The organism is Vibrio lentus, from assembly GCF_002875945.1.
GTDB lineage: Bacteria > Pseudomonadota > Gammaproteobacteria > Enterobacterales > Vibrionaceae > Vibrio > Vibrio apostichopi.
Genome location: NZ_MCZK01000158.1, coordinates 109,714 through 136,093, shown reverse-complemented (window position 1 = coordinate 136,093; position 26,380 = coordinate 109,714). Strand labels below are relative to the sequence as shown.

25 protein-coding genes are annotated in these 26,380 nt (G+C 44.6%); 5 read left to right on the top strand and 20 right to left on the bottom strand.

The window, feature by feature from the left end:
* Positions 1-91: 91 nt before the first annotated feature.
* From deoD to BCT49_RS25725, 7 genes are all read right to left on the bottom strand, one after another.
* A complete protein-coding gene (deoD, locus tag BCT49_RS20390; RefSeq protein WP_029225895.1) occupies positions 92-811 on the bottom strand; it encodes a purine-nucleoside phosphorylase in 720 nt (239 codons plus the stop codon).
* 67 nt (positions 812-878) lie between these two features.
* The gene (locus BCT49_RS20385; protein WP_029224167.1) at positions 879-2,099 is read right to left on the bottom strand and encodes a phosphopentomutase; all 1,221 of its coding nucleotides are present in this window, start codon (positions 2,097-2,099) and stop codon (positions 879-881) included.
* Positions 2,100-2,175: 76 nt separating this feature from the next.
* On the bottom strand, positions 2,176-3,504 hold the full coding sequence (gene deoA / locus BCT49_RS20380; RefSeq protein WP_102437786.1) for a thymidine phosphorylase: 1,329 nt from the start codon (positions 3,502-3,504) through the stop codon (positions 2,176-2,178).
* A gap of 223 nt (positions 3,505-3,727) precedes the next feature.
* The gene (deoC, locus tag BCT49_RS20375; protein ID WP_017080007.1) at positions 3,728-4,504 is read right to left on the bottom strand and encodes a deoxyribose-phosphate aldolase; all 777 of its coding nucleotides are present in this window, start codon (positions 4,502-4,504) and stop codon (positions 3,728-3,730) included.
* 521 nt (positions 4,505-5,025) lie between these two features.
* Positions 5,026-6,288, bottom strand: a complete 1,263-nt coding sequence (locus BCT49_RS20370) for a NupC/NupG family nucleoside CNT transporter (protein ID WP_017108773.1) — start codon at positions 6,286-6,288, stop codon at positions 5,026-5,028.
* Between the two features lie 204 nt (positions 6,289-6,492).
* Entirely contained in the window at positions 6,493-7,287 is a 795-nt protein-coding gene (locus tag BCT49_RS20365; protein WP_102437784.1) for a TatD family hydrolase, read from the bottom strand.
* Complete coding sequence (locus BCT49_RS25725) at positions 7,268-7,423, bottom strand: DUF5363 family protein (RefSeq protein WP_157938617.1); 156 nt, start codon at positions 7,421-7,423, stop codon at positions 7,268-7,270. Before BCT49_RS25725 ends, BCT49_RS20365 begins: the two co-directional genes overlap by 20 nt.
* A gap of 279 nt (positions 7,424-7,702) precedes the next feature.
* Between BCT49_RS25725 and BCT49_RS20360 the strand changes: the two genes are divergently transcribed.
* The gene (locus BCT49_RS20360; RefSeq protein ID WP_102437783.1) at positions 7,703-8,854 is read left to right on the top strand and encodes a hypothetical protein; all 1,152 of its coding nucleotides are present in this window, start codon (positions 7,703-7,705) and stop codon (positions 8,852-8,854) included.
* A 97-nt stretch (positions 8,855-8,951) separates the two neighbouring features.
* Positions 8,952-9,665 (top strand): hypothetical protein, encoded by a 714-nt coding sequence (locus tag BCT49_RS20355; RefSeq protein WP_102437782.1) that lies wholly within the window; start codon positions 8,952-8,954, stop codon positions 9,663-9,665.
* Here the strand turns inward: BCT49_RS20355 and BCT49_RS20350 are convergent.
* The 6 genes from BCT49_RS20350 to ubiT form a co-directional block, all read right to left on the bottom strand.
* Complete coding sequence (locus BCT49_RS20350) at positions 9,662-10,492, bottom strand: LysR family transcriptional regulator (RefSeq protein ID WP_102437780.1); 831 nt, start codon at positions 10,490-10,492, stop codon at positions 9,662-9,664. The genes BCT49_RS20355 and BCT49_RS20350 overlap by 4 nt on opposite strands.
* Positions 10,493-10,598: 106 nt before the next feature.
* A complete protein-coding gene (prfC, locus tag BCT49_RS20345; protein WP_012604694.1) occupies positions 10,599-12,179 on the bottom strand; it encodes a peptide chain release factor 3 in 1,581 nt (526 codons plus the stop codon).
* A gap of 172 nt (positions 12,180-12,351) precedes the next feature.
* Positions 12,352-12,807, bottom strand: coding sequence for a ribosomal protein S18-alanine N-acetyltransferase (gene rimI / locus BCT49_RS20340; RefSeq protein WP_102437778.1), 456 nt, complete (start codon positions 12,805-12,807; stop codon positions 12,352-12,354).
* The gene (locus BCT49_RS20335) at positions 12,800-13,198 is read right to left on the bottom strand and encodes a DNA polymerase III subunit psi (protein WP_102437813.1); all 399 of its coding nucleotides are present in this window, start codon (positions 13,196-13,198) and stop codon (positions 12,800-12,802) included. The genes rimI and BCT49_RS20335 overlap by 8 nt, the downstream gene beginning before the upstream one ends.
* Before the next feature lie 155 nt (positions 13,199-13,353).
* Positions 13,354-13,857 carry a GNAT family N-acetyltransferase gene (locus BCT49_RS20330; RefSeq protein WP_102437776.1) on the bottom strand — a complete coding sequence of 168 codons (504 nt, stop codon included), beginning with the start codon at positions 13,855-13,857 and terminating at the stop codon, positions 13,354-13,356.
* Positions 13,841-14,368, bottom strand: a complete 528-nt coding sequence (ubiT, locus tag BCT49_RS20325; protein WP_065103009.1) for a ubiquinone anaerobic biosynthesis accessory factor UbiT — start codon at positions 14,366-14,368, stop codon at positions 13,841-13,843. The genes BCT49_RS20330 and ubiT overlap by 17 nt, the downstream gene beginning before the upstream one ends.
* A gap of 257 nt (positions 14,369-14,625) precedes the next feature.
* Here ubiT and BCT49_RS20320 point away from each other — a divergent pair, with 257 nt between their 5' ends.
* The 3 genes from BCT49_RS20320 to BCT49_RS20310 all read left to right on the top strand — a co-directional run bounded on the left by BCT49_RS20320 (position 14,626) and on the right by BCT49_RS20310 (position 18,788).
* Entirely contained in the window at positions 14,626-16,665 is a 2,040-nt protein-coding gene (locus BCT49_RS20320) for a bifunctional diguanylate cyclase/phosphodiesterase (protein WP_102437774.1), read from the top strand.
* Between the two features lie 212 nt (positions 16,666-16,877).
* Positions 16,878-17,891 carry a ubiquinone anaerobic biosynthesis protein UbiU gene (ubiU, locus tag BCT49_RS20315; RefSeq protein WP_102437772.1) on the top strand — a complete coding sequence of 338 codons (1,014 nt, stop codon included), beginning with the start codon at positions 16,878-16,880 and terminating at the stop codon, positions 17,889-17,891.
* 18 nt (positions 17,892-17,909) lie between these two features.
* Positions 17,910-18,788, top strand: a complete 879-nt coding sequence (locus tag BCT49_RS20310) for a U32 family peptidase (protein WP_198595884.1) — start codon at positions 17,910-17,912, stop codon at positions 18,786-18,788.
* Between the two features lie 86 nt (positions 18,789-18,874).
* Here the strand turns inward: BCT49_RS20310 and BCT49_RS20305 are convergent, their stop codons facing one another.
* The 7 genes from BCT49_RS20305 to rbfA form a co-directional block, all read right to left on the bottom strand.
* A complete protein-coding gene (locus BCT49_RS20305) occupies positions 18,875-20,212 on the bottom strand; it encodes an MATE family efflux transporter (RefSeq protein ID WP_102437768.1) in 1,338 nt (445 codons plus the stop codon).
* A 93-nt stretch (positions 20,213-20,305) separates the two neighbouring features.
* Positions 20,306-20,713 (bottom strand): MarR family winged helix-turn-helix transcriptional regulator, encoded by a 408-nt coding sequence (locus tag BCT49_RS20300; protein ID WP_102437766.1) that lies wholly within the window; start codon positions 20,711-20,713, stop codon positions 20,306-20,308.
* Positions 20,714-20,869: 156 nt separating this feature from the next.
* Positions 20,870-21,793, bottom strand: a complete 924-nt coding sequence (gene nlpI, locus BCT49_RS20295; protein WP_102437761.1) for a lipoprotein NlpI — start codon at positions 21,791-21,793, stop codon at positions 20,870-20,872.
* Between the two features lie 124 nt (positions 21,794-21,917).
* The gene (gene pnp / locus BCT49_RS20290) at positions 21,918-24,038 is read right to left on the bottom strand and encodes a polyribonucleotide nucleotidyltransferase (protein WP_102437759.1); all 2,121 of its coding nucleotides are present in this window, start codon (positions 24,036-24,038) and stop codon (positions 21,918-21,920) included.
* Positions 24,039-24,417: 379 nt separating this feature from the next.
* Positions 24,418-24,687 carry a 30S ribosomal protein S15 gene (gene rpsO, locus BCT49_RS20285; RefSeq protein WP_004734493.1) on the bottom strand — a complete coding sequence of 90 codons (270 nt, stop codon included), beginning with the start codon at positions 24,685-24,687 and terminating at the stop codon, positions 24,418-24,420.
* A gap of 235 nt (positions 24,688-24,922) precedes the next feature.
* Positions 24,923-25,876, bottom strand: a complete 954-nt coding sequence (gene truB, locus BCT49_RS20280) for a tRNA pseudouridine(55) synthase TruB (protein ID WP_017108759.1) — start codon at positions 25,874-25,876, stop codon at positions 24,923-24,925.
* Positions 25,876-26,289, bottom strand: a complete 414-nt coding sequence (gene rbfA, locus BCT49_RS20275) for a 30S ribosome-binding factor RbfA (protein WP_017106942.1) — start codon at positions 26,287-26,289, stop codon at positions 25,876-25,878. Before rbfA ends, truB begins: the two co-directional genes overlap by 1 nt.
* Between the last annotated feature and the right edge of the window lie 91 nt (positions 26,290-26,380).

Here is a 26,380-nt window from a genome sequence, read left to right as displayed (position 1 = left end):
CTCAGGCAGCGACGGGGTTTTTTGTTATCTGTTGGTTTGGCTAGCTATGTTTATTTGAGAGCTAGAAACGACCTAAACCACAAAGCAACTCTTACTCTTGATCACCAAGAAGCACAGAATCGAGTGCAATCACCATCATGTCATTGAAGGTCGTTTGACGTTCATCTGATGTGGTTTGCTCACCTGTTTTAATGTGATCCGAAACAGTACAAATCGTCAGAGCTTTTGCGCCGTATTCGGCACAAACGCCGTAGATACCGGCCGCTTCCATCTCGACGCCGACGATGCCGTATTTGTCCATCACTTCGAACATGTCAGGATCTGGCGTGTAGAACAGTTCAGCAGAGAAAAGGTTGCCGACTTTGACGTCCACACCGCGAGCTTTGGCTGCATCTTCTGCCGCGCGCACCATTTTGTAATCTGCGATAGCCGCGAAGTCATGGCCTTTAAAGCGAATGCGGTTCACTTTTGAGTCGGTACACGCGCCCATGCCGATAACCACATCGCGCACTTTGATATCTTCGCTCACTGCACCACAACTACCGACACGAATGATCTTTTTCACACCAAAGTCTTTGATCAGTTCAGTCGCGTAAATAGAACAAGATGGGATGCCCATACCGTGCCCCATTACTGACACCTTACGACCTTTGTAAGTACCGGTGTAACCAAACATATTACGAACATCACACACCTGAACCACTTCTTCTAAGAAGGTTTCAGCAATGTATTTAGCACGTAGCGGATCGCCTGGCATTAGAACTACGTCAGCGAAATCACCCATTTCAGCGTTAATATGTGGAGTAGCCATTGAAAATATCCTTAATCTCAAAACAAAAAAGAAGAGAGAGGTTTCCCTCTCTCTAACTAACTAACTATTATAAAAAGCTTGTACCGTATCCCATTGGCGATGTGCCGAAGTATGACGCTAAGCTTTGACCAATATCAGCGAAGGTATCACGACGACCTAGAGAGCCTGCTGGAACCTTGTTACCGTAAACAATCACAGGGATATGCTCACGAGTATGGTCTGAACCCGGCCATGTTGGGTCACAACCGTGGTCTGCTGTCAGGATAAGCACATCATCTTCTTTCATCATATCGATGATTTCATTGATGCGACCATCGAAGTACTCAAGCGCCGCTGCGTAACCAGCAACATCACGGCGGTGGCCGTAAGCTGAGTCGAAATCAACGAAGTTAGTGAACACGATAGTGTTGTCGCCCGCTTCAGTGATTGCTTCTTTAGTTGCTTCAAATAGTGCAGGGATACCTGTCGCTTTCGTTTTCTGAGTGATACCACAACCTGCGTAGATATCAGAGATCTTACCGATCGAGTGAACGTTGCCGCCCTTCTCATCAACCAGCTTCTGAAGAACAGTCGCCGCTGGCGGCTCAACAGAAAGGTCGCGACGGTTACCAGTACGTTCGAATTGACCTTTACCAGCACCAATAAACGGACGAGCGATAACACGACCAATGTTGTAATCAGCTAGCTCTTCACGAGCAATCTGACAAAGGTCTAATAGGTTTTGTAAGCCGAATGTCTCTTCATGACATGCGATCTGGAAAACAGAGTCTGCAGAAGTGTAGAAGATTGGCAGGCCAGTCTTCATGTGTTCTTCACCTAGGTTATCTAGGATTTCTGTACCCGATGAGTGGCAGTTACCTAAGAAATCAGATAAACCAGCACGCTCAAGGATGCGGTCAGTCAGTTCTTTTGGAAAGCTGTTCTCTTTGTCGGTGAAGTAGCCCCAGTCAAACAATACCGGTACACCTGCGATTTCCCAGTGACCTGATGGCGTGTCTTTACCAGAAGACAGCTCAGCAGCATGACCGTAAGCGCCAATGATCTCAGCGTCTGCGTCCATACCAGGAGCAAAGCGACCTGTAGACTCTTTGTGAGCCATCGCTAAACCTAGCTTAGACAGGTTTGGCAGCGTTAGTGGACCTTTACGATCCGCGTTGTCTGCAAGGCCTTGATCACAATGGTCAGCAATGTGACCCATTGTATCCGAACCTACATCGCCGAATGTGTCAGCATCCGCTGTTTCACCGATACCGAATGAATCTAAAACTAAAATAAATGCTCTTTTCATTTTCTTCACCAACTTATTGCTCTTTGCACCAGAACTCTGTTTATCGGTATACGCGAGGTATACCGATACCTGTTATTTACACGTCTTCAGAACGAATCTGACGGTAAACGTCTGGCGTTGCTGTATATTCTCCGCCCACAGTGATTGCATTTTGTAATGCCATCGCAGCTTCTTGCCACTGTTGTTCATTGCGAGCATGAATCATTGCTAATGGTTTATCGTCACTTGCTACTTCGCCAAGGCGAATGAAGTGATCAAAACCGACTGCGTAATCAATGCTGTCTGTTGCTACGCGGCGACCACCGCCCATACCAACGACTGCCATACCAATTGCACGCGTATCCATCGCTGATACTACACCGCTTTCGAGTGCGTACACTGGTTTAACAATTTCTGCTTTTTCTAGGTAGTTATCGTAGTTCGTTACGAAATCTGCTGGACCACCAAGGCCCGCTACCATCTTACCGAAGCACTCTGCTGCTTTACCGTTATCCAGTACTGCCATCAGTTTTTCACGCGCTTCATCTGAATCTTTTGCTAGGTTACCCAGCACCAACATTTCCGCACACGACGCTAACGTGATTTCCAACAAACGTGGGTTACGGTATTCGCCTGTTAGAAATTGAACCGCTTCACGTACTTCGACTGCATTACCCGCAGAAGACGCTAGAACTAGGTTCATGTCCGTTAGGATTGCTGTTGTTTTAGTGCCAGCACCGTTTGCTACTGCCACGATAGATTTCGCGAGTTCTTCAGAAGCTTCATACGTTGGCATGAATGCGCCTGAACCGACTTTTACGTCCATCACTAGAGAATCAAGGCCAGCAGCCAGTTTCTTAGATAGGATTGAAGCTGTGATTAGCGAGATGTTATCTACTGTTGCTGTGATATCACGAGTCGCGTAAACGCGCTTATCAGCAGGTGCTAGGTCGCCCGTTTGACCGATGATCGCCACGCCAGCTTCTTTGGTTACGGCACCGAACACATCGTTGGTTGGTGTAATGTTGTAACCAGGGATAGATTCTAGTTTATCTAGCGTACCGCCAGTGTGGCCTAAACCACGGCCAGAGATCATTGGAACGAAACCGCCACATGCTGCCACCATAGGGCCAAGCATCAGAGAAGTTACGTCGCCAACACCACCAGTAGAGTGTTTATCAACGATTGGGCCATCAAAGTTCATGTGGCTCCAATCAATCACCATGCCTGAATCACGCATTGCACATGTTAGTGCGATACGTTCTGGCATCGTCATTTCATTAAAAAAGATAGCCATTGCGAATGCAGCAATTTGGCCTTCAGAAACCGTGTTTTTAGCGACACCTTGGATGAAGAAGTTAATTTCTTCTGTGGTCAGTACTTCGTTATCACGTTTTCTGCGAATAATTTCTTGAGGTAGATACATTAGTGCCTCCCAAACTCTAGTGAGTATGGTTTGTAGGAAAAGAGGTAATATGGAGTGACTTAACGCCACTCCATCAAACAGACTTAATTGTTATCAATACTCTAAATATTTGGCGTTGCAGTTAGGCGGCCAGCAAGTTCATTCCGATGAGCATAGAAGCTCTATGTGATTAGGAGGAACTTGCGCAGGCAACAACGCTGCGGCGTCAAATATGACGAGTAAATTAGTATGCTGCTGGATCAGCAGTTTCGTCTGTCACTTCTAATGTATTAAGAAGGTTAGTCAGTAGGCTTGAAGCACCAAAACGGTAGTGCATGTTGTCTGCCCACTCAGCGCCTAGTAGCTCATCTGCCATTGCTAGGTAAGCTTGAGCATCTTCAGCTGTACGAACGCCACCAGCTGGTTTGAAACCAACTGTTTTAGCAACGCCCATGTCACGAATAACTTCAAGCATCATGCGCGCGAACTCAGGAGTCGCGTTTACTGGCACTTTACCTGTTGAAGTTTTGATGAAATCTGCACCCGCTTCGATACAGATTTGAGAAGCTTTCTTGATCAGTGCTTCTTCTTTAAGCTCACCTGTTTCGATGATCACTTTAAGCGTGATATCACCACAAGCTGCTTTACATTGTTTAACTAGCTCAAAGCCAACTTCTTCGTTGCCAGCAATAAGAGCACGGTATGGGAATACTACGTCAACTTCGTCTGCGCCGTACGCTACCGCTGCTTTTGTTTCTGCAACAGCAATTTCGATGTCGTCATTACCATGAGGGAAGTTAGTTACAGTCGCAATGCGTACTTCTGGAGTACCTTGCTCACGCAACGCTTTCTTAGCTGCTGGGATAAAGCGAGGGTAAATACAGATTGCAGCGGTGTTGCCAACTGCAGTCTTCGCGTCATGACAAAGCGCCACTACTTTCTCAGTAGTATCGTCGTCATTTAGCGTCGTTAGGTCCATAAGTTTAAGTGCACGTAGAGCTGCTGCTTTTAAATCGCTCATTTCTATCTCCGATCAATATATTCAAATAGTTAACTACTTCGCCTTCCATCCAGTATAGATGGATATTTAGTAATGCTCAGTAGCCACAAATGAACGGACTTGGTTCCCTGAAGACTTGATAACTTTCGCTACCAATTGCAATCCTTGTCACCGCACAGTACCAGTTTGGTCTATGGCACAACAAATCAGTCATGTTGTGTCTAACATCTATAGCGTATCGCTAAGTTTGGCTAAATCCCAGAAGAATAACCTTTAGATAAATCCAAGCGGTTACTTTCTTGCCAACAAGAGACATCCTATCCCTTAAGCTTATACATTATAGGTATCCATCAATAAATTGTAGTGCTCCTTAGAACGCAAACGGTTTGTATCTCAAAAAAACATTCTAGACCCATTTTCGACTTCGAGCATATGTCCATGCTCTTGTAAAAATCACGGGGCCTAAAAACAAAAAAGCCCCGCAGCAATTTCTTGCTACGGGGCGATATTATTATGGCGTCTATATATCGATTTCTAACTAATTAGAAAGACAGGAAGAAGCCAGCAATTGTTGCTGCCATCAGGTTAGATAGAGTACCAGCAATAACCGCTTTAACACCCATACGAGCGATGTCGTGGCGACGGCTTGGTGCAATACCACCTAGACCACCTAGAAGAATCGCAATTGAAGAAAGGTTTGCGAAACCACATAGAGCGAACGAGATAATTGCTTGAGTCTTAACAGACATTACTTGGCCAGTCGCTTCAACGATTTGAGCGTTCTCACCGATGTATGGTACGAAGTTTAGGTATGCAACGAATTCGTTAACAACTGTCTTCTGACCAATGAAAGAACCAGCGATAGTTGCTTCTTCCCATGGAACACCAATGATGAATGCTAGCGGTGCGAAGATCCAACCTAGAAGAAGTTCTAGAGTTAGGTGTTCCATACCGAACCAACCACCGATGCCACCAAGGATACCGTTGATTAGAGCAATTAGACCGATGAATGCTAGTAGCATTGCACCAACGTTAAGAGCTAGTTGTAGACCAACTGATGCGCCACCTGCTGCTGCGTCGATAACGTTAGCTGGTTTGTCATCGCCACCGTCCATTTCGTCAGCGATGTTATCGTCTGGCGTATCTGTTTCAGGCTTGATGATTTTAGCGAATAGTAGACCACCAGGTGCTGCCATGAATGACGCTGCAACTAGGTACTCTAGAGGTACACCCATAGATGCGTAACCTGCTAGTACACCACCAGCTACAGAAGCCAAACCACCACACATTACTGCGAATAGTTCAGAGTTAGTCATTTTAGGAACAAAAGGACGAACAACTAGAGGTGCTTCTGTTTGACCAACGAAAATGTTTGCTGCTGCAGACATAGACTCGGCGCGAGAAGTACCTAGAGCTTTCTGAAGACCACCACCAAGAACTTTGATTACAATTTGCATTACACCAATGTAGTAAAGTACAGAGATAAGTGCAGAGAAGAAAATCAGAGTTGGTAGTACTTGGAAAGCAAAGATGAAACCGATACCGTCAACTGAGAAGTTAACTAGGCTGCCGAATAGGAAACCAGTACCGTCTTTACCGTAGTCGATCACGTTTGCTACACCAGCAGAGAAACCTGCAAGTAGATCACGACCCCAAGGGATGTAAAGTACGAATGCACCAAGTGCGAATTGGATAGCGAAAGCGCCACCCACTGTTCTTAGATTAATAGCTTTGCGGTTGTCAGATAGTAGTACTGCGATTGCAATCAGTGCAACCATTCCGACGAGGCTCATAAACAGGCTCATAGTTTATGACTTCCTTATTAGTTATTTATTGGCGTGTTACAAAATGGGGCTATAAAGCGGAGGCAATTATACTCATGCGACCACTAATAAAGTAATGCCATCCTCACACTTTCGTACAAGATTCATGTACCATTTACACGCAAATGTGAGCTAAATCACAAGCTCAATGCAATTTACGCAAACGATAAACAAAAACCTTCGATTTTATTCACATATACCGAATGCGCGATGGCTATTTTGCCATATTTGCGCTGCAACCGATTGCTTTGTCTCATTTCTAAGCAGAATAAGTTCATTTAATATCGTAACTAAATATTTGGAATGATTAACATTTCCTTGGTTCCCGTACACAGGCATGTCGGGAGCATCCGTTTCCAACACCAAGCATTCAAGGGGCAATTTAGCGATGGTTGTGCGCGTTTTTTGCGCTCTTGGGTAAGTTATCGTTCCACCGACCCCAATATAGAAACCGAGCTTGATCCACACCAAAGCTTGCTGCTCACTCCCCGAAAAGCCGTGAATCACGCCACCCAAAGTGAATTTGTGCTGCTTTATTAGCTCAATAAGTCGGTTGTATGACTTCCTTTCATGGATGATTAACGGCAGTTCAAATGCCTTCGCGAGTTCCATTTGTTGGATAAAAAAACGCTCTTGCTTGTCTCTATCTACATCAACAGAAAAGTCTAATCCGCACTCTCCTATCGCAACACATTGGCTCGTCCTTGAAGAGAGTAATTGGTGAAGTTCCGAGAATTGCTCATCCTCCGCTTGCTCTAAAAAGTACGGGTGAAAGCCTAATGCGTAGTAAATATTGGGGTGAGATTGAGCGATTTCATCAAGCTTCCCCCAGTTACTCTGGCCAATAGAAGGAATAAGAAGCTTCTCGACTTGCGCTTGTTTCGCCTCTTTTAGGTAACCATCAATACCTTGCTCAAAGGCATCAAAGTCCGCGTGGCAATGGGTATCAAATAGCGGAAAATCACTTAATTCTGGTGTCATCTTTCCTACTCTCTGCTTGTTGTCCTTGAGGATCACGCCGATAAGCCACACAACTGCGCTTATTTTCAGGCGTTAAGCCAAGCTCTTCGCACCACTTATCGTATTTCTTAATCCAAGCTTTTATCCAACTGAACATACTTACCTCAAGCCTCTGAATTCAAATAACACACTCTAATTCGCCTATACCCACACAAACCTCTAGAGAGCAAAACCATAAATAAAAACAACAATACTACACATACAAATAATAACTTAGTTCAATAATTGCCCCGTAAAAGATAAATTCATAAATAAGATTTATACATCAACACTAGCTGGCTATATTGTTGAAAATCTCATAAGAACGAATAATAGATGCACCTGCCAAGGAGGCATTGATAGCAAGACGCTCCATTCAATAACGAGATCCTACATTATGAAAGCATCACTCTTAGCCATTACAATTTCTGGCGTGTTAGCTGCACCCACTTTTGCTACAGCTTCCCAAGTTGACGTTGTTCGAGCCAACCAACAAACACTTCAGCTTATTGATGGACAAATGAAAGCTGTTGATGCTTCTGTTCAGTATAAGTTAAACGAACAATACGCAAATGCAACGCCAGGCACTACGGCAACATTAGATGACGTAGCCTATGAAAAACAATCAAACGGTACCTGGGCTGCTGTTGGTGCTGCTTCGGCAACATTGGTAGCGGGGCTCTTGAACACTTCATCTAGTTCAAATAGCGATAATGGTACGGATTATCTCCCACAAAACCCAGACGTAGAAGTAGACGTTACTCCACGCTGGGCTCCAGAGTTTGGTGAAGACCGCCCCGAGATGGGAGAGCGTGATCTTACAGTTACGATCATTAACGGCGAAATACACGTTATCGACGCAAACACCAGCGAGTGGGTAGGCACTGTTCAACGCAAAGATGGTGAAATCATTTTCCGTGGCAACGGCGACTTCGAAAAAATTCTAGTAAAAGTTGAGGGTGACCTAGAATCTAGCGGCACTGCAGCCATCGTTAAAGGTAATGGCGAGTGGTTAGCAACTGTTGAGCGTGTGGATAGTGGCTTTGAGATCACGGGAAGCAACGGAACTATTGTAGTTGATAGCTTGCGTCCTAGCCTACCGGCATCTCCTGAGCATCCAGACATGGACTTTGATGATACTCCACGTTGGTCTCCTGAATTCGGTGAAGACCGTCCCGAGATGGAAGAGCGAGCTCTCACAGTTAAGATCATTAACGGCGAAATCCACGTTATCGACGAAAACACCAGCGAATGGGTAGGTACTGTTCAACGTAAAGATGACGAACTCGTATTCATCGGTAACGGAGACTTTAAGAAAACGCTACTGCGTGTAGAAGGAGATGTTACTTCTGACCAATTTTCTTTAGTTAAAGCCAACGGTCAATGGGTTGCGACTGTTTCAAAAATAGACGACGGTGTACGTATTCAAACAAAGAATCACGACCATGTGTTTGATGGTTCAAACATCGACCGTAACAAACTTCAATCTATCGACCCAACTAAGTTACAGAAAGCGAAATCAGCGATTCAACAGCGTTTACGTGGCTAATAACTAGCCTAGGTTAAACCAGCTCACCCGATAATAGTTACTCCTATTATCGGGTGTTTTTACTCACTAGCTAAGGAAAGCGATTCGGGATTTGAATATGAAACGCCTTCTATTAATACTTGCTTCAACCTTCCCTTTTTACTCATCTGCAAATGACACCCTTGTTGAATCTATTGAGCGTTTTACGGATATTTTTTCCGTCAGCTTATCTCAAAATCCAGACAACGAAAAAACGGTTGCCACTCTTGATATAAATTATCAAATCAATGATAAGTTGCGTGTTTTTGGAGAAGTTGATACTCAAGAATACTGGCAAGCCGGTGTTGGCTACTCTTTCTGGCAAGGGAATACGTACTACACTGAAAATACGGTAAAAGTCAGTGAGCATGAAATCACAACGGGAATCTTTGCCGCGAAGCTAATCCATGAACAATGGACACTGATCGGCGACATTAACTACAACTATATGGATAGAGATTTCGATGCTTGCCTTCCAAACCTATGTCTGGAATACAAAGTATCTGACACATTTGATTACAGTGTCGGTGCTCTATGGAGTCCAATAAAATATGCTGACTTTCTTTACAAATTTAACCAAGAAATCGGATTCAAAAAAGATACTCAAGACTTTTACATTAATGACGATATTACTTCCGACTCTGGGCATATCAGAAATGAAGCTAGAACCAATATCCAATACCATGAAGTAGCAATTTTCTTTAACCTCAAATACATCAAGCCTTCTGTGACTTATACCTTACGCCCAGAGGCCGATAACTATGTTGAATTCGGATTATCTTTCGACTTTTAGTTATTGAGTAACTCTTTGATCATCTCGCGTAGTTCCTGATGCTGCCCATTAGTTTGATACTTTTTGTGGTAAACAAGCTCAAACTCCACCGGACGCATTGAGAATGGGGGCTCGTGAATTTGTAACCCGAGCGCTTTTGCAAAATGGAGCATACTTACAGGGACGGCAGCAATATAGTCGGTTCCTTTTACCGCTAACATTAAGTTAGTCAGATTCCTGACCTCAATCGCCACATCACGAGTAAAGCTCTTTTCAGAAAGGAAGTCGACAATTTGAGTATCTTGTCGCAGTAGCTTCAAGGTTACATGCCGTGCTGCAAGAAACTCTTCCATGGAAATTCGTTCACCAAATTTACTCACTTCAGGGTCACTCATAAGAAGAAGCCTGTCAGTAGTCGCAAATTCAGACTCTAGACTTGCCTGCTTTGGTAAACCAGTATCCACAACTAGGTCGACCCGATTCAATCGAATATCTTCAATTATATGATCGACAGATATGGGGGATTCAACTAATTGAACGCCATTGAGCATAGGCAGTTTGTGGAGAAGGTTAGCAGGGATGTAAACCGTAAAGTCTCGCTTCCTAGATACAGCACCTTCCATTAACTCTAACGCACTTGACAGTTGGCCTGCTAATTTGTGCGCCATCGAGGTTGGTTCTATTGAGCGACCCACTCTGACAAATAAAGCATAACCTACGACCACTTCAAATCTCTTGATAGCAGCACTTACTGCAGGTTGAGTGAGCTCTAACGATTCAGCAGCTTTTGTTATCGATCTTTGTTGATATACAGATAGGAATGGCTTTACTAAGTTGAGGTCAAACACGCTTTACTCCATCAAAACGGTGTTCTCTTAGTGTAACAAAAAAGCCGAATGCTAGAAGCAATTCGGCTTTAATATTATCCAACAGTGTTATGTGAAACTGTTGCTATTAGTGCTCGCGCGTCGCTCGGAATTGAACTTCTGGGAAACGTTCAGAAGCTAGGTTCAAATTCACCATGGTTGGTGCAATGTAAGACAAGTTATCACCGCCATCTAACGCTAGGTTAGCTTGGCTCTTACGTTTGAACTCTTCTAGTTTCTTAGCATCATCACATTCAACCCAACGTGCTGTTGCAACGTTCACACCTTCGTAAATCGCTTCAACGTTGTATTCCGCTTTCAAGCGCGCTACAACCACATCAAACTGAAGTACACCAACGGCACCAACGATCAGATCGTTATTTTGCAAAGGACGGAATACTTGAACCGCACCCTCTTCAGAAAGCTGAACTAAGCCTTTTAGAAGTTGCTTTTGCTTCAGTGGATCGCGCAAACGGATACGACGGAATAGCTCAGGCGCAAAGTTTGGAATACCTGCGAACTTCAAGCTTTCGCCTTGAGTAAAGGTATCGCCAATCTGGATTGTGCCGTGGTTATGTAGACCAATGATGTCACCCGCGTATGCTTTTTCAGCACGCGCACGGTCACCCGCCATGAAGGTTACCGCATCTGAGATGCTCACGTTCTTACCAGTACGAACATGGTTCATCTTCATACCTTGGTCGTAAGTACCCGATACGATACGCATGAATGCGATACGGTCACGGTGTTTTGGATCCATGTTTGCTTGGATCTTAAAGACGAAACCAGAGAACTTCTCTTCAGTCGCTTCAACATCACGCTCATTCGCTTGACGCGTTTGAGGTGCTGGAGCCCATCGAGTTAGGCCGTCAAGCATGTGGTCAACACCGAAGTTACCCAATGCAGTACCGAAGTAAACCGGAGTCAACTCGCCAGCAAGGAACAGTTCGTGATCAAACTCAGGACATGCGCCAATAACCAATTCAAGCTCTTCACGAACGCTGCTCGCCAGATCTTCACCAACAGCTTCGTCTAGCTCAGGGTTATCCAGACCTTTGATGATGCGAACTTCTTGGATCTCATGGCCGTGGCCAGATTCATACAAGATCGTTTCATCACGGTGAATGTGGTAAACGCCTTTAAACTCTTTACCACAACCGATAGGCCAAGAGATTGGAGCACAAGCCATACCTAGCTCGCTTTCCACTTCATCTAGCACTTCCATTGGGTCACGAACATCACGGTCAAGTTTGTTCATAAACGTTACGATTGGTGTATCACGTAGACGCGTTACTTCCATCAGTTTACGAGTACGATCCTCGACACCTTTAGCAGCATCGATAACCATCAAACAAGAGTCAACCGCAGTTAGTGTACGGTACGTATCTTCCGAGAAATCTTCGTGTCCTGGAGTATCGAGTAGGTTTACTAAGCAATCGTTGTATGGGAATTGCATTACCGACGTAGTTACCGAGATACCACGTTCTTTTTCCATCTCCATCCAGTCAGATTTAGCGTGCTGGTTAGAGCCACGGCCTTTTACGGTACCCGCTTTTTGAATCGCGTTTCCGAATAAAAGAACTTTTTCAGTAATCGTGGTTTTACCCGCATCCGGGTGAGAGATAATTGCAAACGTTCTACGTTTGCTCACTTCTTGTTGGAAAGACATAGTCGCCCTTTGCTGATCTAAAGCGTAAAAAGGGCAAGTAGATAATACTTGCCCTTGAATTCTGTGTGCGGATTATACAGAAAGCGTGTCACTTTCTAAAGGGTCAGTTTACACCCTATTTTTTGGCTAATTTTGTGATTAGCTATCTAGTTAGCGAAAAGACGTAACTTGACTAGCTGAAAGACATAAAAAGGTAGCTCATAATGATCGCATCTTCGTTGCCTTGCTTGGTTGGGTAATAGTTACGACGACGGTCGACTTCATTAAAGCCAGCCTTCTCGTAAAGATTAAAAGCATGCACATTACTTTCGCGAACTTCCAGCCAAGCACTCTCGGCGCCAGCCTGTTCACACATATCGAGAAAGTGCTCAACCAAAGCTTTTCCGTAGCCTTTACCTTGCTGCTTGGGGTCAACCGCTATCGTAAGCAAAGTCACTTCACCGACAATGTTCTGAGCATAGAAATAACCGACAACCTCTCCATCCACCTCTAAAACACGGTGGCAGCCTCCACGGCTATTAAGATCACGGATCATGTTTTCAGACCAAGGATGAGAATGCGCGGTCTGCTCAATTTGCCAAATAGCGTCGAGGTGTTGTTCTGAAGTCGGTAATAATTGATTAGTCATAAGCACAAATTTGTTGCCATAAGTCGCGGCGATGTTGGTTATTACCGTTAATGTCAGACAGTAATGGAGATTGAAGTGTTTTTGCCTTCAGTTCATAGGCAGATTCACAACCAGCAAACCAGATCCATTCAACCGAACCTAAATCCACAGCAGATAAGTGTTGTGGTTGAAGGTGTAAAGCCTGAGATAAGTCGAGCTTAATACTTTTAAGTACGCGTTCAAACATCACGGCGAGATCTTCCTGAGGCTTTTCAGGCGAAACCAATAGTAACTTGCAGTCGCTCGATAGCGGAATCAATTCAGATTCGTAGCCAGCCAAACGCTCTGGGTGGCTAAGCTCCCATTGGCTGATGCCCATCTCTTGCAGGTATTGCGCGTGTGTTTGTGACATATCTAGCGGTGTAACCTTAGGTTTGTTGATATTGGTCTTGTTAGAGCGAGCTGAAAAGGAGCTCATTGGGGCTGATACTAACAAAAAATAAAGGAGCATCAAGCTCCTTTATTTAGACTAAATCAGTTTGCATCATATTGCTTAGTGAATAAGGCCTATAAGTCGTTAAACTCTGGGCTGTAGGCAATCTTACCCGAATGGCCAGCAAGTACGCCGTCGACTAACTCGATAGCTTGGAAGGCACCTTCAGGTACATCCCAAATGCAGCTAAAGCCAAACTCACTTGCGGCTTTAAAACCAAAACGACCGTAGTAAGCAGGATCACCGAGCACAACACAGGCTGGGTAACCAAAATCCACCAAAATAGAGAAAGCTTCTTCAACTAAAGATTTTGCGATGCCTTGGTTTCTGCACTCTGCCTTTACCGCTAAAGGAGCTAAGCCTTGCCAGTTGTGGTCTTCGCCATCAAGCGTCACAGGGCTGAACATCAGGTGACCAACCACCTCGCCGTCATCTGAACAAGCCACCAGCGACAAGGTTAAATGACTATTCTCACGTAAGCTCATAACCAAATTAGCTTCTGCATCCGTTTCAAAAACAGATTTCAATAAACGATCGATGACAAGTATATCTGCCGGTGCTTCAGTTCGAATAAGCATTCATTACCTCACTTTGTGTATCTGGGGATTGTACTCCCTTCTGCACAAAATCAGCTAATTGATTTAACAAAGTTTTCATCGGAGTCGGCAATAAGTCCAAATCTACGCTATCCATCAAGTTTTTGACTTCTAAACCGAGCTCAGTATCACCCTCAATCGACAGTCTACGTTGGAAAAAAAGCGTATCTGGGTCTTCTTTACGCCCTGCAATAAGCACAAGATCATTAAGGTTACCGCTAAAGCTTACATCTTCAGAAACCTCTTTATCAGCTACAACTAGTTGCTCATTTTGGTAGCTAATACACCAACTTAATCCCATATCTTTGATCGAAACTTTAAGCCACTTATCTTCAAGGAACTCAAAGTCACCGTCTTCTAGAGCTTCTTTGAATACACTTTTCAGCGCCTCCAATAAGGCTCTTTTTTGTACTGTTTTAGGCAATAACTGGACTGGAGATCGCAAAATTGATGCGGCATTTTGAACTAGTTGAGTGCGAATCTTGTTTATCACGTGACTTATCCGTAACTTTGTCAATAATATGGAATGCATCATAAATGATGTTAAAAACTCAGTTACTGTTATGTATCAAATTTACTCCTCTTTGATACTCGACCTTTAATATCCTGAAAATCACAGTTATAGTAACTCAGGTAATGAGAATTACAGCGAATCGCTGCGCTCACAGGTAGATACCGACAATTACACACAAGTAATAAGTATTTATCTATAGTGAATATTCAAGCTCTTGGAGAATTGGTAGTACTTTGATGCCTCCCCAGCAACTACAACATTGGTTTACTCAGTTAACTGCGAACAGCCCGTTCTTTTTTGCAGTTCTTGATGCTCAACATAATTACCTTATAGTGAATGAGCGTTACTGTGATATTGCTGGTTTAACTCAAACTGAGCTTGCAGGCATGAATGATCGTCAAACCTTAGGCGAGCAATTCTACCAACATCTAAAGCCTTATTATGAGCGTGCATTCAATGGTGAAACGATTGAAGCGGAAGTCACTCTCAACGAGACTGACCTCGACACTAGCCTTCATTTTAGCCTTGCTCCCCTCACTAGCGGCAACAAAACCGATTACATCGTATTTCACGCCTTTGACACCTCAGAAAATCAAGTCCTCGTTCGCTCTCTAGAAGAATCTGAAGCGAAGTTCCACAAGCTTTCTCAACTGCTGCCAGACGGGCTGCTTTTGGTTGAGAACGACTACATCTTGTCATCTAACCCTGCAGCAGCAAGGTTACTTGGTTTCAACTCACCTTCAGAGTTGCTAGGTGAAGAACTGGGCCGTCTGTTTATCGATGAACAAACCAAAACTGTCTTCAACAATAGCCTGAGTTCTATTATTTCTGAGTCGGGTTTGGTTTGTTTAACTGGGGCTCGATGTGGCTTTGAACGTAAGGTTCAACTTCATATCGATTCGACCGCCGTGCTAGGAAACAGTACACAATTAGTACTCATCCAAGATGCACAGGAAACAGCAAAGCAGTTTACTCCGGCAAACAGTGAAGATGCCTATATTGATGCGCTCACCAAACTCTACAATCGAGTAGGATTTACCAAGCGCCTTGAGCAATTTATTCACAACAATACACCGGTTGTGATGCTCTACTTAGACATTGATAACTTCAAGAATATCAATGACTCACTTGGCCATCACATCGGTGATAAGGTCATCAAAGAAGTCGCTTCGCGCCTAAAACGCCTACTCCCTCGTCAAGCGGTAGTCGGCCACCTTGGCGGAGATGAATTTGGTATCATCCTGCCAGAACCGGAACATCAACGAACGCCTGAAGCCTTATCTGAAAAGATCATTGCTCTGATCAATCAACCCTTCGACCTTCACCATTTTAGTAAACGCCTAGCCTGCTCTATTGGCAGCGTGAGCTTTCCTCAAGATGGTACTGATGCACGTATCCTGCTGCAAAACGCTGATACTGCGATGTATGAAGCTAAAGATCGTGGGCGTAACCGTCTGATTAAGTTCAACGAGCAGATGAACAAAGAAGCACGTATGCGACTGTGGCTTGAGATAGAGCTTCAGAAGGCATTGCAACAAAATGGACTCGAGGTTTGGTATCAGCCAAAGGTGAATGCCCGTGATTTCACCATCAACGGCGCAGAAGCTCTGGTTCGTTGGAAGCACCCTGTTGAAGGTTACATCAGCCCTGCCGCATTCATCCCAGTTGCGGAACGTGCAGGTCTTATCGAACAACTTGGTCGTGTGGTGATGCGTGAAGTATTTGCGACAGTTAAGCGTTGGAAGATGCAAGGTATCCTGCCAGGTCGAGTGGCTATCAACTTGTCTCCAGAACAGTTTGGTAACCCGAAACTGATTGATTACGTTGAGAAATTACTCCGTTCAACAGAGCTTGATCCAAGCGCAATTACTTTTGAGCTGACAGAAAGTGCTGTGATGAGTGACAGTGAGCACACGCTGCAGATGCTCAACGCTATCAAGAAATTAGGATTCGCCTTATCCATCGATGACTTTGGTACAGGCTATTCATCGCTGTCTTACCTAGCTCGCTTCCCGATTGACGAGCTCAAAATTGACCGTGCGTTTATCTCTGATATCGATACGCTACCAAAGCAAATCACTGTGATTGAAAACATCATCAACCTTGGTAAGTCTCTCGATTTAACCGTGGTTGCAGAAGGTGTCGAAACCAGTGAGCAAGCGACTCTTCTATCAAACCTCAACTGTAGTTCCATTCAAGGTTTCCACTTCTATCGACCACAGCCGAAACAAGATGTTGAAGAGCTATTCGCACAAAACCGCCGCCACAAGAACTAGCGAAGCGATACAACTTGGCTTCGTTATGCAAACAAGCCAAACCATAAAGATTCGCTAACCGAAAACGACCCAAAGCACAAAAGCACCACTCGTCAGTACCTCAAACGGAGTAAAAGCAGATTTATCCATCTAAACCTGCCTTACATCAATTCCGTCATTCATAATTCTTCATAAAATGCCCGCTTCAATTTCATTCTACTGGTAGTGAGCAAATGGAACTCTTATGCCCAGCGGGTAACTTACCTGCTTTGAAAACCGCCATTGATTGCGGTGCGGATGCTGTCTATATCGGATTCAAAGACGATACCAATGCCCGACACTTTGCAGGCCTTAACTTTGCGGGTAAAAAGCTCGATCGTGCCGTGCAATACGTGCATGACCGCAACAAGAAAATTCACGTTGCCTTAAATACTTTTGCTCACCCAAATGGTTTCGAACGTTGGACCAGTGCCGTAGACAACGCGGCAGCGCTAGGTGTTGATGCACTGATCATCGCGGATATTGCGGTTCTTGAGTACGCAGCAAACAAATATCCGGATCTAGAACTGCATCTGTCCGTACAAGCTTCTGCGACCAATGCAGCTGCAATCGACTTCTATCACAAGAACTTCAATGTAAAGCGTGTGGTATTACCTCGCGTATTGTCGATTCATCAGGTCAAACAGCTTTCTCGTAACATCACCTCTGACGTTGACCTTGAAGTATTCGCTTTCGGTAGTTTGTGCATCATGGCTGAAGGCCGTTGCTACCTCTCTTCATACATGACCGGTGAGTCCCCTAACACGGTGGGCGCTTGTTCTCCGGCGAAATATGTACGCTGGCAAGAAACAGAAACAGGACTAGAGTCGCGTTTGAATGAGATTCTTATCGACAAGTACGTAGCAGGCGAAAACGCGGGCTACCCAACACTGTGTAAGGGTCGTTTTGAAGCGGACATCGATGGTGAACGTAAGCGCTACCATGCACTTGAAGAGCCAACTAGCCTTAACACGCTATCAATGCTGCCAGAGCTTTTTGCTGCAAATGTTGCTTCTGTGAAGATTGAAGGCCGCCAACGCAGCCCGGCTTATGTTGAACAAGTGACTCGTACGTGGCGTGCGGCCATTGATCGCTACTTAGCGAATCCAGAACAATACCAAGTAGAACAAGCTTGGAATACGACACTGGCGAACGTATCTGAAGGCACACAAACTACCCTTGGTGCTTACCACCGTAAATGGCAATAGCGCCAAATGGAGAACTCAATGAAATACGCATTAGGCCCTCTACTCTACTTTTGGCCAAAACAGGACGTTGAAAGCTTCTATGAGCAAGCAAAGTCTAGCTCTGCCGACATCATCTACCTTGGTGAAGCAGTGTGTTCAAAGCGCCGTGAGATGAAAGCCAAGCATTGGATGGACATTGCCAAAGAGCTGTCTGCTTCAGGTAAACAAGTGGTGCTATCGACGATGGCCTTGTTGGAAGCGCCAAGCGAAGTCAACATCATGAAGAAGTACATCGACAATGGTGACTTTGCGATTGAAGCCAACGATGTATCTGCCATTCAACTAGCCAGCGAAAGCAAAGTACCTTTCGTGGTTGGCCCTGCGGTTAACACCTACAATGCACGCACTCTGAACCTGTTCTTGAAGCAAGGTATGACGCGCTGGTGTATGCCTGTTGAGCTTTCTCGCGAATGGTTAAGCAACGTCATGACACAATGCGAAGAGCTTAATATTCGTAATAAATTCGAAGTCGAAGTGTTTAGCCACGGCTACTTACCGCTTGCTTACTCAGCACGCTGCTTTACCGCTCGCGCTGAAAACAAAGCCAAAGACGATTGCGAAACCTGCTGCATCAAATACCCAACAGGTCTACAAGTCGATAGCCAAGAAGGTCAGTCGGTCTTTAACCTTAACGGTATCCAAACCCAATCGGGTTACTGCTACAACCTAGTCAATGACTTGCCGAGCATGCATGACTTGGTCGACGTTGTTCGTTTAAGCCCGTTAGGCATCGATACCTTCTCTGAGATCAACAACTTCAAAGCCAATGAGCATGGCCAAAAACCGATGACCATTGAAAGCCGTCAATGCAACGGTTACTGGCATCAACTTGCAGGTTTAGAAGTTAAGAACATCTAACACCTCTTGTTGAATCAATCAGAAACAGATACAAAAAAGGTCTAGCATTCGCTAGACCTTTTATCATTCAGTTTAAGAAAAACGATCTACGCCGTCGCGGTTTCCAGCGGCGCAGCGTCGAGCTTCTTTACATCTTTGTAGAGCATGATCATAACAACGACGCTTAACGCGATATTGGACAATGGATAAGCAATCCAGATCCCCGGCACACCGTACAACTTAGGCATAATGTACAAGAAAGGTAATTGGATAAGCATGTTACCTATCGTCACAAACATCGCCTTACTGCCCTTGTTCACCGCTTGATAGTAAGCACCCGCTACCACTAAGAAGCCATCAAGAGCCAATGCAAACATGTGTAGTCGAATACCTAACACGGTGTACTCAACTAGCTGAGGTTCATCCGAGTTAAAGACGGAAACAAACTCACGTGGGAACGCGTTCAACAGCAACACAAACGCCACACCAATCAAGACAGAGCTCACCATCGCAATCTTCAGTAACTTACGAATATTCGCTTGATTGCGAGCACCATGGTTGTAACTCACTAAAGGCTGCATACCATTTGCGATACCTTCCGCTGTGAGGTAATAAACCGTCACGATGTAGCCCAAAATAGCGTAAGCACCAATCATCAACTGGTCGCCATATTGAGAGAACAACGCATTGTGCAGCGCCACCATCATCGAGCCATAAGCGTACATAAAGAAGCTGGATGTACCAATAGCGAAGATTTCAGGAATAACCGATAACTTCAACCTCAGTTCATTCCAACGTAAACGCAAGTTTGCGCGACGTGAGAAGAAGTAAGCCAAACCCAGACCAGTTACCACAAACTGAGCAATTGCAGTTGCCAATGCCGCCCCCTTCAACTCCCAGCTAAACTGAGCGATAAACAGGTAATCCAATACAATATTGATCACCGCACCAACAATCATCAGTATCGTGGCTAAGTTCGGGCTGTCATCGTTACGCAGTAAAAATGGCATCGCAATAGAGCCTAATGTAAAGACACTTGCACCAATTAGGATATGTAAGTACTGCAGGCCAAGCTCATACACTCGACCTTCTGCGCCTTGCCAAAGCAAAAAGTTATCAGCAAACAGAAACAACAACCCGGAGACAATTGGCGTTATCGCCAACAGCAAGGTTAGACCCGTGGCTAAGATCTGCTTAGCGCCTTTGGTGTCTTTTTCGCCTTGGCGAATCGAGACAAGGGCACCCGTACCCACGCCCACTAACATACCAATGCCGAGAATCGAACCAATAACAGGCCACGCGACGTTAATACCCGCAAGTCCATCAGCACCTACATAACGGCCGATAAAGATGCCATCTACCACTTGGTAAAGGCCATTAACCAACATAGCCGCTACGGTAGGAATTGTGTATCGCCAGAATTGACGACTAATTGAGTTACTCATTTCTTACTCTACTTTCTTCATCTATTGAGCCGCACTAAAATGAGATACGACTCTAAAAGTTAGTTAACAAGGCTAACTAAATATTTAAACTAATTACTTCAACGCTTTATCTAACAGTTGATTCAACAGTTGGGATTCTTGCTCAGATAAACGGCTCTCAAGCGTTTGTGCCATCACCTGATAAATCTTACTTTCTTCTTCCAAACCAATTTCAGCTTTCTTGGTTAAAATTAACAACTTAGAGCGTGCATCCTCAAGCGAGGCTTGGCGTTCTACTAGTCCTTTTCTTTCTAGCCTTTGAACCATAGTCGTGGCTGAAGGTTTTGTCACCTGCATCTCAATAGCAAGGTCTGTTAGCCGAATAGGCTCTGGTGAAGCTTGAATGACCTTCAAATAATCGTACTCATTGAAGCTCAATTGGCAGATAGGATCTTCATTCACTTGAGTTCGCCATATCTTAGAAGCAAAGCGTTCAATTTTTTCTAGATTCTGATCCAGCATAGATTTCCAACCACAGAATTTACATTTAGTTAGCAAGGCTAACTATTTTAATGTTGTTTAAATAAAAAGCAATCAAAAACGAGCCCCACGTTTATAAAAAAGGAGCATAAAAAAACCGCTGACAGGCAGCGGCTTTTCGGAATCAAAATGTATCGCTTACTTAGCGTTAGCTTCTTCTTCGGCAGCGGCCAACTTAGCTTGCGCTAAATGTTCGGCCTTAAGCGTACTAAAAATACGGCTTAACTCTAAGAAAGAGTAACGGTGTTCTACGTATTCATACACGTTAAAAGAAACCGCTAACTTGTACAAAGAGATAGCATTCGCGTAATCACCATTCATGTGGTGACGCTTAGCAAGGTAGAAGTACGTTTCAGTCAGGCGTTGAGCTAGCAGCGTATTGTCACGAGTCCCCGTTAGGATAGCTTTAAACGCTTGCTCTTCGGTAATATCTTCAAGCATGATCGCAACTAATACCCAGCCCCACTGTTCATCACGACTCTCGTAACGCTTTTGCAAATCAAGCTTCGCTTGTTCTGGCGTGAGTTCATGCTGAATGATGTAAAGCCACAGAGTGCGGAACGGATCGCTAGGATCATCAGCGTAGTGCTTCATCATCTCTTCATTGGCTAAGTCATAGCGCTCGCCATAGTAGAGTGCGATAGAGCGATTTCGTTCTGCATATGAGTTTGCAGGATCAAGCTCTAACGTCGAATCAAAAGATTCATAAGCGGCATCAAACTCCCCTACTTGCGTAAAGTAAACACCCAAAAGGTTGAAGATATCAGGTTGAGCGGGGTTCAATGAAAGAGACTGATTGAAATCAAGACGTGCTAAATCACGCAGGCCAACGCTGTCGTAGTAGTTACCACGCTCGAACAACATTTTAGCTCGAACTTCATCGTTCAAGTCTGGGCGCTGTAATAACTGACTAAGGCGTGCTATTTGCACTTCTTGCTGAACACTTGGTTGAAGCGGCACAGCCATTGGTGGATAAACCCAACGTGAGGTGTTATCTGATGTTGTCGCACAACCAGTTAGTACAAGCAGTAAACACATACTCGCGGTTTGAAACCATTTCACAAATAATTACTCCTGTTATGACCGCAATAAAAAAGGGGAGCGATATGCTCCCCTTTATAACATGCTTTTTTACCAATGGGTTAGAAATCACTAAAAAGCGATAGTCCCATTAGTAGGCTAAGAATTACTCAGCAGCAGGTGCTTCGCCTTCAGCTGGCGTTTCAACTGCTTCTTTCATGCTTAGACGTACACGGCCTTGACGGTCAATTTCAAGAACCTTAACTGGTACTTCTTGACCTTCAGTTAGGTAGTCAGACACTTTCTCAACACGCTTGTCAGCGATTTGAGAGATGTGTACTAGACCATCTTTACCTGGAAGGATAGTAACGAATGCACCGAAATCAGCTAGACGAGCAACTTTACCTTGGTAAATGCGGCCAACTTCAACTTCAGCAGTGATCTCTTCGATACGACGGATAGCTTCTTTAGCAGCTGCGCCTTCAGTAGCAGCAATCTTGATTGTGCCATCGTCTTCGATTTCGATTGTAGTACCCGTTTCTTCACAAAGAGCACGGATAACTGCGCCGCCTTTACCGATAACATCTTTGATCTTATCAGAGCTGATTTTCATTGTGTGGATACGTGGAGCGAATTCAGAGATATCTTCACGAGCACCAGAGATAGCTTCATCCATTACAGAAAGGATGTGCTTACGTGCACCTTGCGCTTGGTTAAGTGCAATTTGCATGATCTCTTTAGTGATACCTTCGATCTTGATGTCCATTTGAAGTGCAGTGATACCAGCGTTAGTACCTGCTACTTTAAAGTCCATGTCACCTAGGTGATCTTCGTCGCCAAGGATGTCAGAAAGAACAACGAAATCGTCGCCTTCTTTAACAAGACCCATTGCGATACCCGCAACAGAAGCTTTGATTGGAACACCAGCATCCATAAGAGCTAGAGATGTACCACATACAGAAGCCATTGAAGAAGAACCGTTAGATTCTGTGATTTCCGATACAACACGAACTGTGTATGGGAATTCGTCAACAGAAGGCATTACTGCTTGGATACCACGTTTAGCAAGCTTACCGTGACCAATTTCACGACGCTTAGGAGAACCAACGAAACCAGTCTCACCTACACAGTATGGAGGGAAGTTGTAGTGTAGAAGGAAGTTGTCTTTCTTCTCACCCATTAGGCTGTCGATGATTTGTGCATCACGTTGTGTACCAAGAGTTGCAGTAACAAGAGCTTGAGTTTCACCACGAGTGAATAGAGAAGAACCGTGTGTACGTGGAAGAACACCAGTACGCACGTCTAGCGCACGAACCATGTCTTTTTCACGGCCATCGATACGTGGGTTGCCAGCAATGATGCGGCTACGTACTACGTTTTTCTCTAGAGAACCAAGCATGCCGCGGATTTCGCGCTCATCTAGGTTTTCGTCTTGAGCTAGAAGAGCAGCAACCGCTTCAGTTTTGATTGCGCCAACTTGCTCGTAACGAGCCATTTTCTCTGTGATCTGGTACGCGTCAGATAGACGAGTTTCAGCCAGTTCAGCAACACGAGCTTTAAGCTCAGTGTTAACTACTGGTGCTTCCCAGTTCCAAGATGGAGTTGCAACTTCAGCTGCAAATTCGTTGATCGCTTTGATTACAACTTGTTGTTGGTCGTGACCGTAAACAACAGCTGAAAGCATTTCTTCTTCAGATAGGTTATCTGCTTCAGATTCAACCATAAGTACTGCGCCTTCTGTACCAGACACAACTAGGTCTAGTTTAGAGTTTTCAAGCTCAGTATTTGATGGGTTAAGAACAAGTTCGCCATCGATGTGACCAACACGTGCAGCACCGATAGGACCATTGAATGGAGCACCAGAGATAGCAAGCGCAGCAGACGTTGCGATCATAGTGATCATGTCTGGGTTTACGTCAGGGTTGATAGAAACAACCGTAGCGATAACTTGAACTTCGTTTTTAAATGCACTTGGGAAAAGTGGACGAATTGGACGGTCAATCAGACGAGCTGTTAGCGTTTCGCCTTCAGAAGGACGACCTTCACGCTTGAAGAAACCACCAGGGATTTTACCCGCAGCGTATGTACGCTCTTGGTAGTTAACTGTTAGAGGGAAGAAATCTTGGCCTGCAACAGCTTCTTTCTTAGCAACAACAGAAACGAATACTGATGTATCGTCCATAGTCGCCATTACAGCAGCAGTAGCTTGACGTGCCATTACGCCCGTTTCTAGAGTAACGGTGTGGTTACCGTACTGGAACGATTTTACAACTGGTTTTTCAAACATTGTATATCCTTAGCTCTAAAGTCATGACTTTAGATTAAGTGAAGAATGACTCAAGATATTACCAATCGCGACTAGTGAAAAGAGACTTGGGAATGATGCTTCTTTGTATGAGTTCATACGCCGAATTAAGACCAAATCCGCCTTTGAATAGTCGCGACCTATTGGCCGACATCTGTGACTGTAACGTCTTGAGAGGTTGATTGCCCAACGTTGAAAACGCATAGGCGGGCGTAGTATAAACTATTTTTATTAGGAGAGATATTTCCTATCAGAAAAAGCCAGATGATATTCTGTGCATCCGGCCAAACATTTTCTTACAGGCACAAAAAAAGGAGCATAAATGCTCCTTTTCTTCAAACTGTCTTTGCAGACATCGCTATTAGCGACGTAGGCCTAGACGCTTGATTAGGTCTTGGTAACGAGTAAGGTTTTTGCCTTTCAAGTAATCAAGAAGCTTACGACGGCTAGAAACCATACGTAATAGACCACGACGGCTGTGGTGATCGTGTTTGTGCGCTTTGAAGTGACCTTGTAGGTGGTTGATAGAAGCAGTAAGTAGTGCTACTTGTACTTCTGGTGAACCTGTGTCGCCTTCAGATTGTGCGTATTCTGCAACGATTGCTGCTTTAGTTTCTGCATTCAGAGACATAAATCTCTCCTGATAAGAGTAAGTTTATATTTGTAGCAGCCAATCTCTGATTCAGCCGCTACGCGAGCCGAGGATTATAGGGAAGTTTACGGGTTGGTGCAATAACAATCGAACTGATGAAAAACGAAAAAAGCGAACCATTAAAATTAAAGGCTCGCTTTCTGTATTATCTACTCGTCTTGATTATTTACTCGCCTTTCACGACTCAGCGCTAATATCAGACTGAATTTAAACGTTACGCTTGTGGCTCTTCATCTCTGAAAACAACCAAACGTTTCGGTGCAACTCGGCCATCTTCAGCAATTTGAGCAACGCCAACAAACAGCTTCTCTTCACCGCTTGTCATGCGAACGGTACCTTCAGCAGGAGCGCCTGCGACTTGAACTGGCATACCGTGCTGAACAAGATCAGTCAGTTCCGCATTCAAGTTAACTTCAGGTAAATCTTCTACAGCCGTGTCCATTGGCATTAGCAATGGATCAAGCAACTCTTTGGGTGCAATTTCTTGCGCTTGTGCTTGCTCTAGAATTTCGTTCAGCTGTTCCAAGGTAACCATGCGTTCATACGGGTACTTTGCAACACCAGTACGACGAAGCATTGTCACGTGAGCACCACAACCTAGCATTTCACCAAGATCGTCGGTGATCGTACGGATGTAAGTCCCTTTAGAACAATGCACTTCCATCTCAACTTCATCACCTTCAAAGCGAAGTAGCTCAATAGAATACACAGTGATCTTGCGAGACTCACGAGGAACCTCGATACCTGCACGTGCGTATTCATACAAAGGCTTACCTTGATACTTCAATGCAGAGAACATTGATGGAATCTGGTCGGTTTCACCTTTGAAGCTTGCAATGCAGCGTTCAAGTTGCTCTTGAGTCACGTTGATATCACGCGTCTCAACCACTTCACCATCAGAGTCAGAGGTATTGGTACGCTCACCAAGCTTAGCGATAACAACGTAGCGCTTATCAGAATCTAATAGAAACTGAGAAAACTTCGTTGCTTCACCAAGACAAATTGGCAGCATGCCAGTCGCAAGAGGATCCAGAGCACCGGTGTGCCCTGCTTTCTCTGCAAAGTAAATGCGTTTTACTTTTTGCAGTGCATCATTAGATGAAATACCTGTCGGCTTATCTAACAGAATTACCCCGTTTATAGGGCGACCTTTACGACGGCGAGCCATTACTCTTCGTCCTTAGACTGAGTATCCTCAGTACGGCCTGCTTCTTCTTGCTTACGCTTGTCGTCGTTCAATACTTCGCTAACTAGGTTAGACATACGCATGCCTTCAACCAAAGTGTTGTCGTAAGTAAAGCGAACTTCAGGCGTTAGACGGTGACGAATACGCTTACCAAGAGCCATACGAACTGGCACTTCATGCTCTTTAAGAGCAGCAAGACATGATTCAGGTGTTTGCTCACCGATACATAGGAAAGTCACGAACACTTTTGCGTAAGCAAGGTCACGAGACACTTCTACATCTGAAATCGTTACCATACCAATGCGTGAGTCACGAACTTCACGTTGTAGGATAAGTGCTAGCTCTTTTTGAAGCTGCTGAGACACACGTTGTGTGCGGCTAAATTCTTTTGACATTTTCTTTTCTCACTTAGAAAGATGGGGGGCTTGGTAATTACCAGCCCCCCATGGTGTATTCAACAACCGATTACTTATTACCTTTACTAGT

Coding starts and splice junctions, on each gene's coding strand:
- BCT49_RS20365 (WP_102437784.1), bottom strand. CDS start 7,287: ATGACACCAGAATTAAGTGATTTTCCGCTATTTGATACCCATTGCCAC.
- prfC (WP_012604694.1), bottom strand. CDS start 12,179: ATGTCTTTCCAACAAGAAGTGAGCAAACGTAGAACGTTTGCAATTATC.
- BCT49_RS20310 (WP_198595884.1), top strand. CDS start 17,910: ATGAAATACGCATTAGGCCCTCTACTCTACTTTTGGCCAAAACAGGAC.
- BCT49_RS25725 (WP_157938617.1), bottom strand. CDS start 7,423: ATGTTCAGTTGGATAAAAGCTTGGATTAAGAAATACGATAAGTGGTGC.
- BCT49_RS20385 (WP_029224167.1), bottom strand. CDS start 2,099: ATGAAAAGAGCATTTATTTTAGTTTTAGATTCATTCGGTATCGGTGAA.
- BCT49_RS20305 (WP_102437768.1), bottom strand. CDS start 20,212: ATGAGTAACTCAATTAGTCGTCAATTCTGGCGATACACAATTCCTACC.
- deoA (WP_102437786.1), bottom strand. CDS start 3,504: ATGTATCTACCTCAAGAAATTATTCGCAGAAAACGTGATAACGAAGTA.
- deoC (WP_017080007.1), bottom strand. CDS start 4,504: ATGAGCGATTTAAAAGCAGCAGCTCTACGTGCACTTAAACTTATGGAC.
- BCT49_RS20335 (WP_102437813.1), bottom strand. CDS start 13,198: ATGTCACAAACACACGCGCAATACCTGCAAGAGATGGGCATCAGCCAA.
- BCT49_RS20320 (WP_102437774.1), top strand. CDS start 14,626: ATGCCTCCCCAGCAACTACAACATTGGTTTACTCAGTTAACTGCGAAC.
- BCT49_RS20300 (WP_102437766.1), bottom strand. CDS start 20,713: ATGCTGGATCAGAATCTAGAAAAAATTGAACGCTTTGCTTCTAAGATA.
- ubiU (WP_102437772.1), top strand. CDS start 16,878: ATGGAACTCTTATGCCCAGCGGGTAACTTACCTGCTTTGAAAACCGCC.
- BCT49_RS20370 (WP_017108773.1), bottom strand. CDS start 6,288: ATGAGCCTGTTTATGAGCCTCGTCGGAATGGTTGCACTGATTGCAATC.
- BCT49_RS20360 (WP_102437783.1), top strand. CDS start 7,703: ATGAAAGCATCACTCTTAGCCATTACAATTTCTGGCGTGTTAGCTGCA.
- deoD (WP_029225895.1), bottom strand. CDS start 811: ATGGCTACTCCACATATTAACGCTGAAATGGGTGATTTCGCTGACGTA.
- BCT49_RS20355 (WP_102437782.1), top strand. CDS start 8,952: ATGAAACGCCTTCTATTAATACTTGCTTCAACCTTCCCTTTTTACTCA.
- rimI (WP_102437778.1), bottom strand. CDS start 12,807: ATGACTAATCAATTATTACCGACTTCAGAACAACACCTCGACGCTATT.
- rbfA (WP_017106942.1), bottom strand. CDS start 26,289: ATGTCAAAAGAATTTAGCCGCACACAACGTGTGTCTCAGCAGCTTCAA.
- BCT49_RS20330 (WP_102437776.1), bottom strand. CDS start 13,857: ATGCTTATTCGAACTGAAGCACCGGCAGATATACTTGTCATCGATCGT.
- rpsO (WP_004734493.1), bottom strand. CDS start 24,687: ATGTCTCTGAATGCAGAAACTAAAGCAGCAATCGTTGCAGAATACGCA.
- pnp (WP_102437759.1), bottom strand. CDS start 24,038: ATGTTTGAAAAACCAGTTGTAAAATCGTTCCAGTACGGTAACCACACC.
- truB (WP_017108759.1), bottom strand. CDS start 25,876: ATGGCTCGCCGTCGTAAAGGTCGCCCTATAAACGGGGTAATTCTGTTA.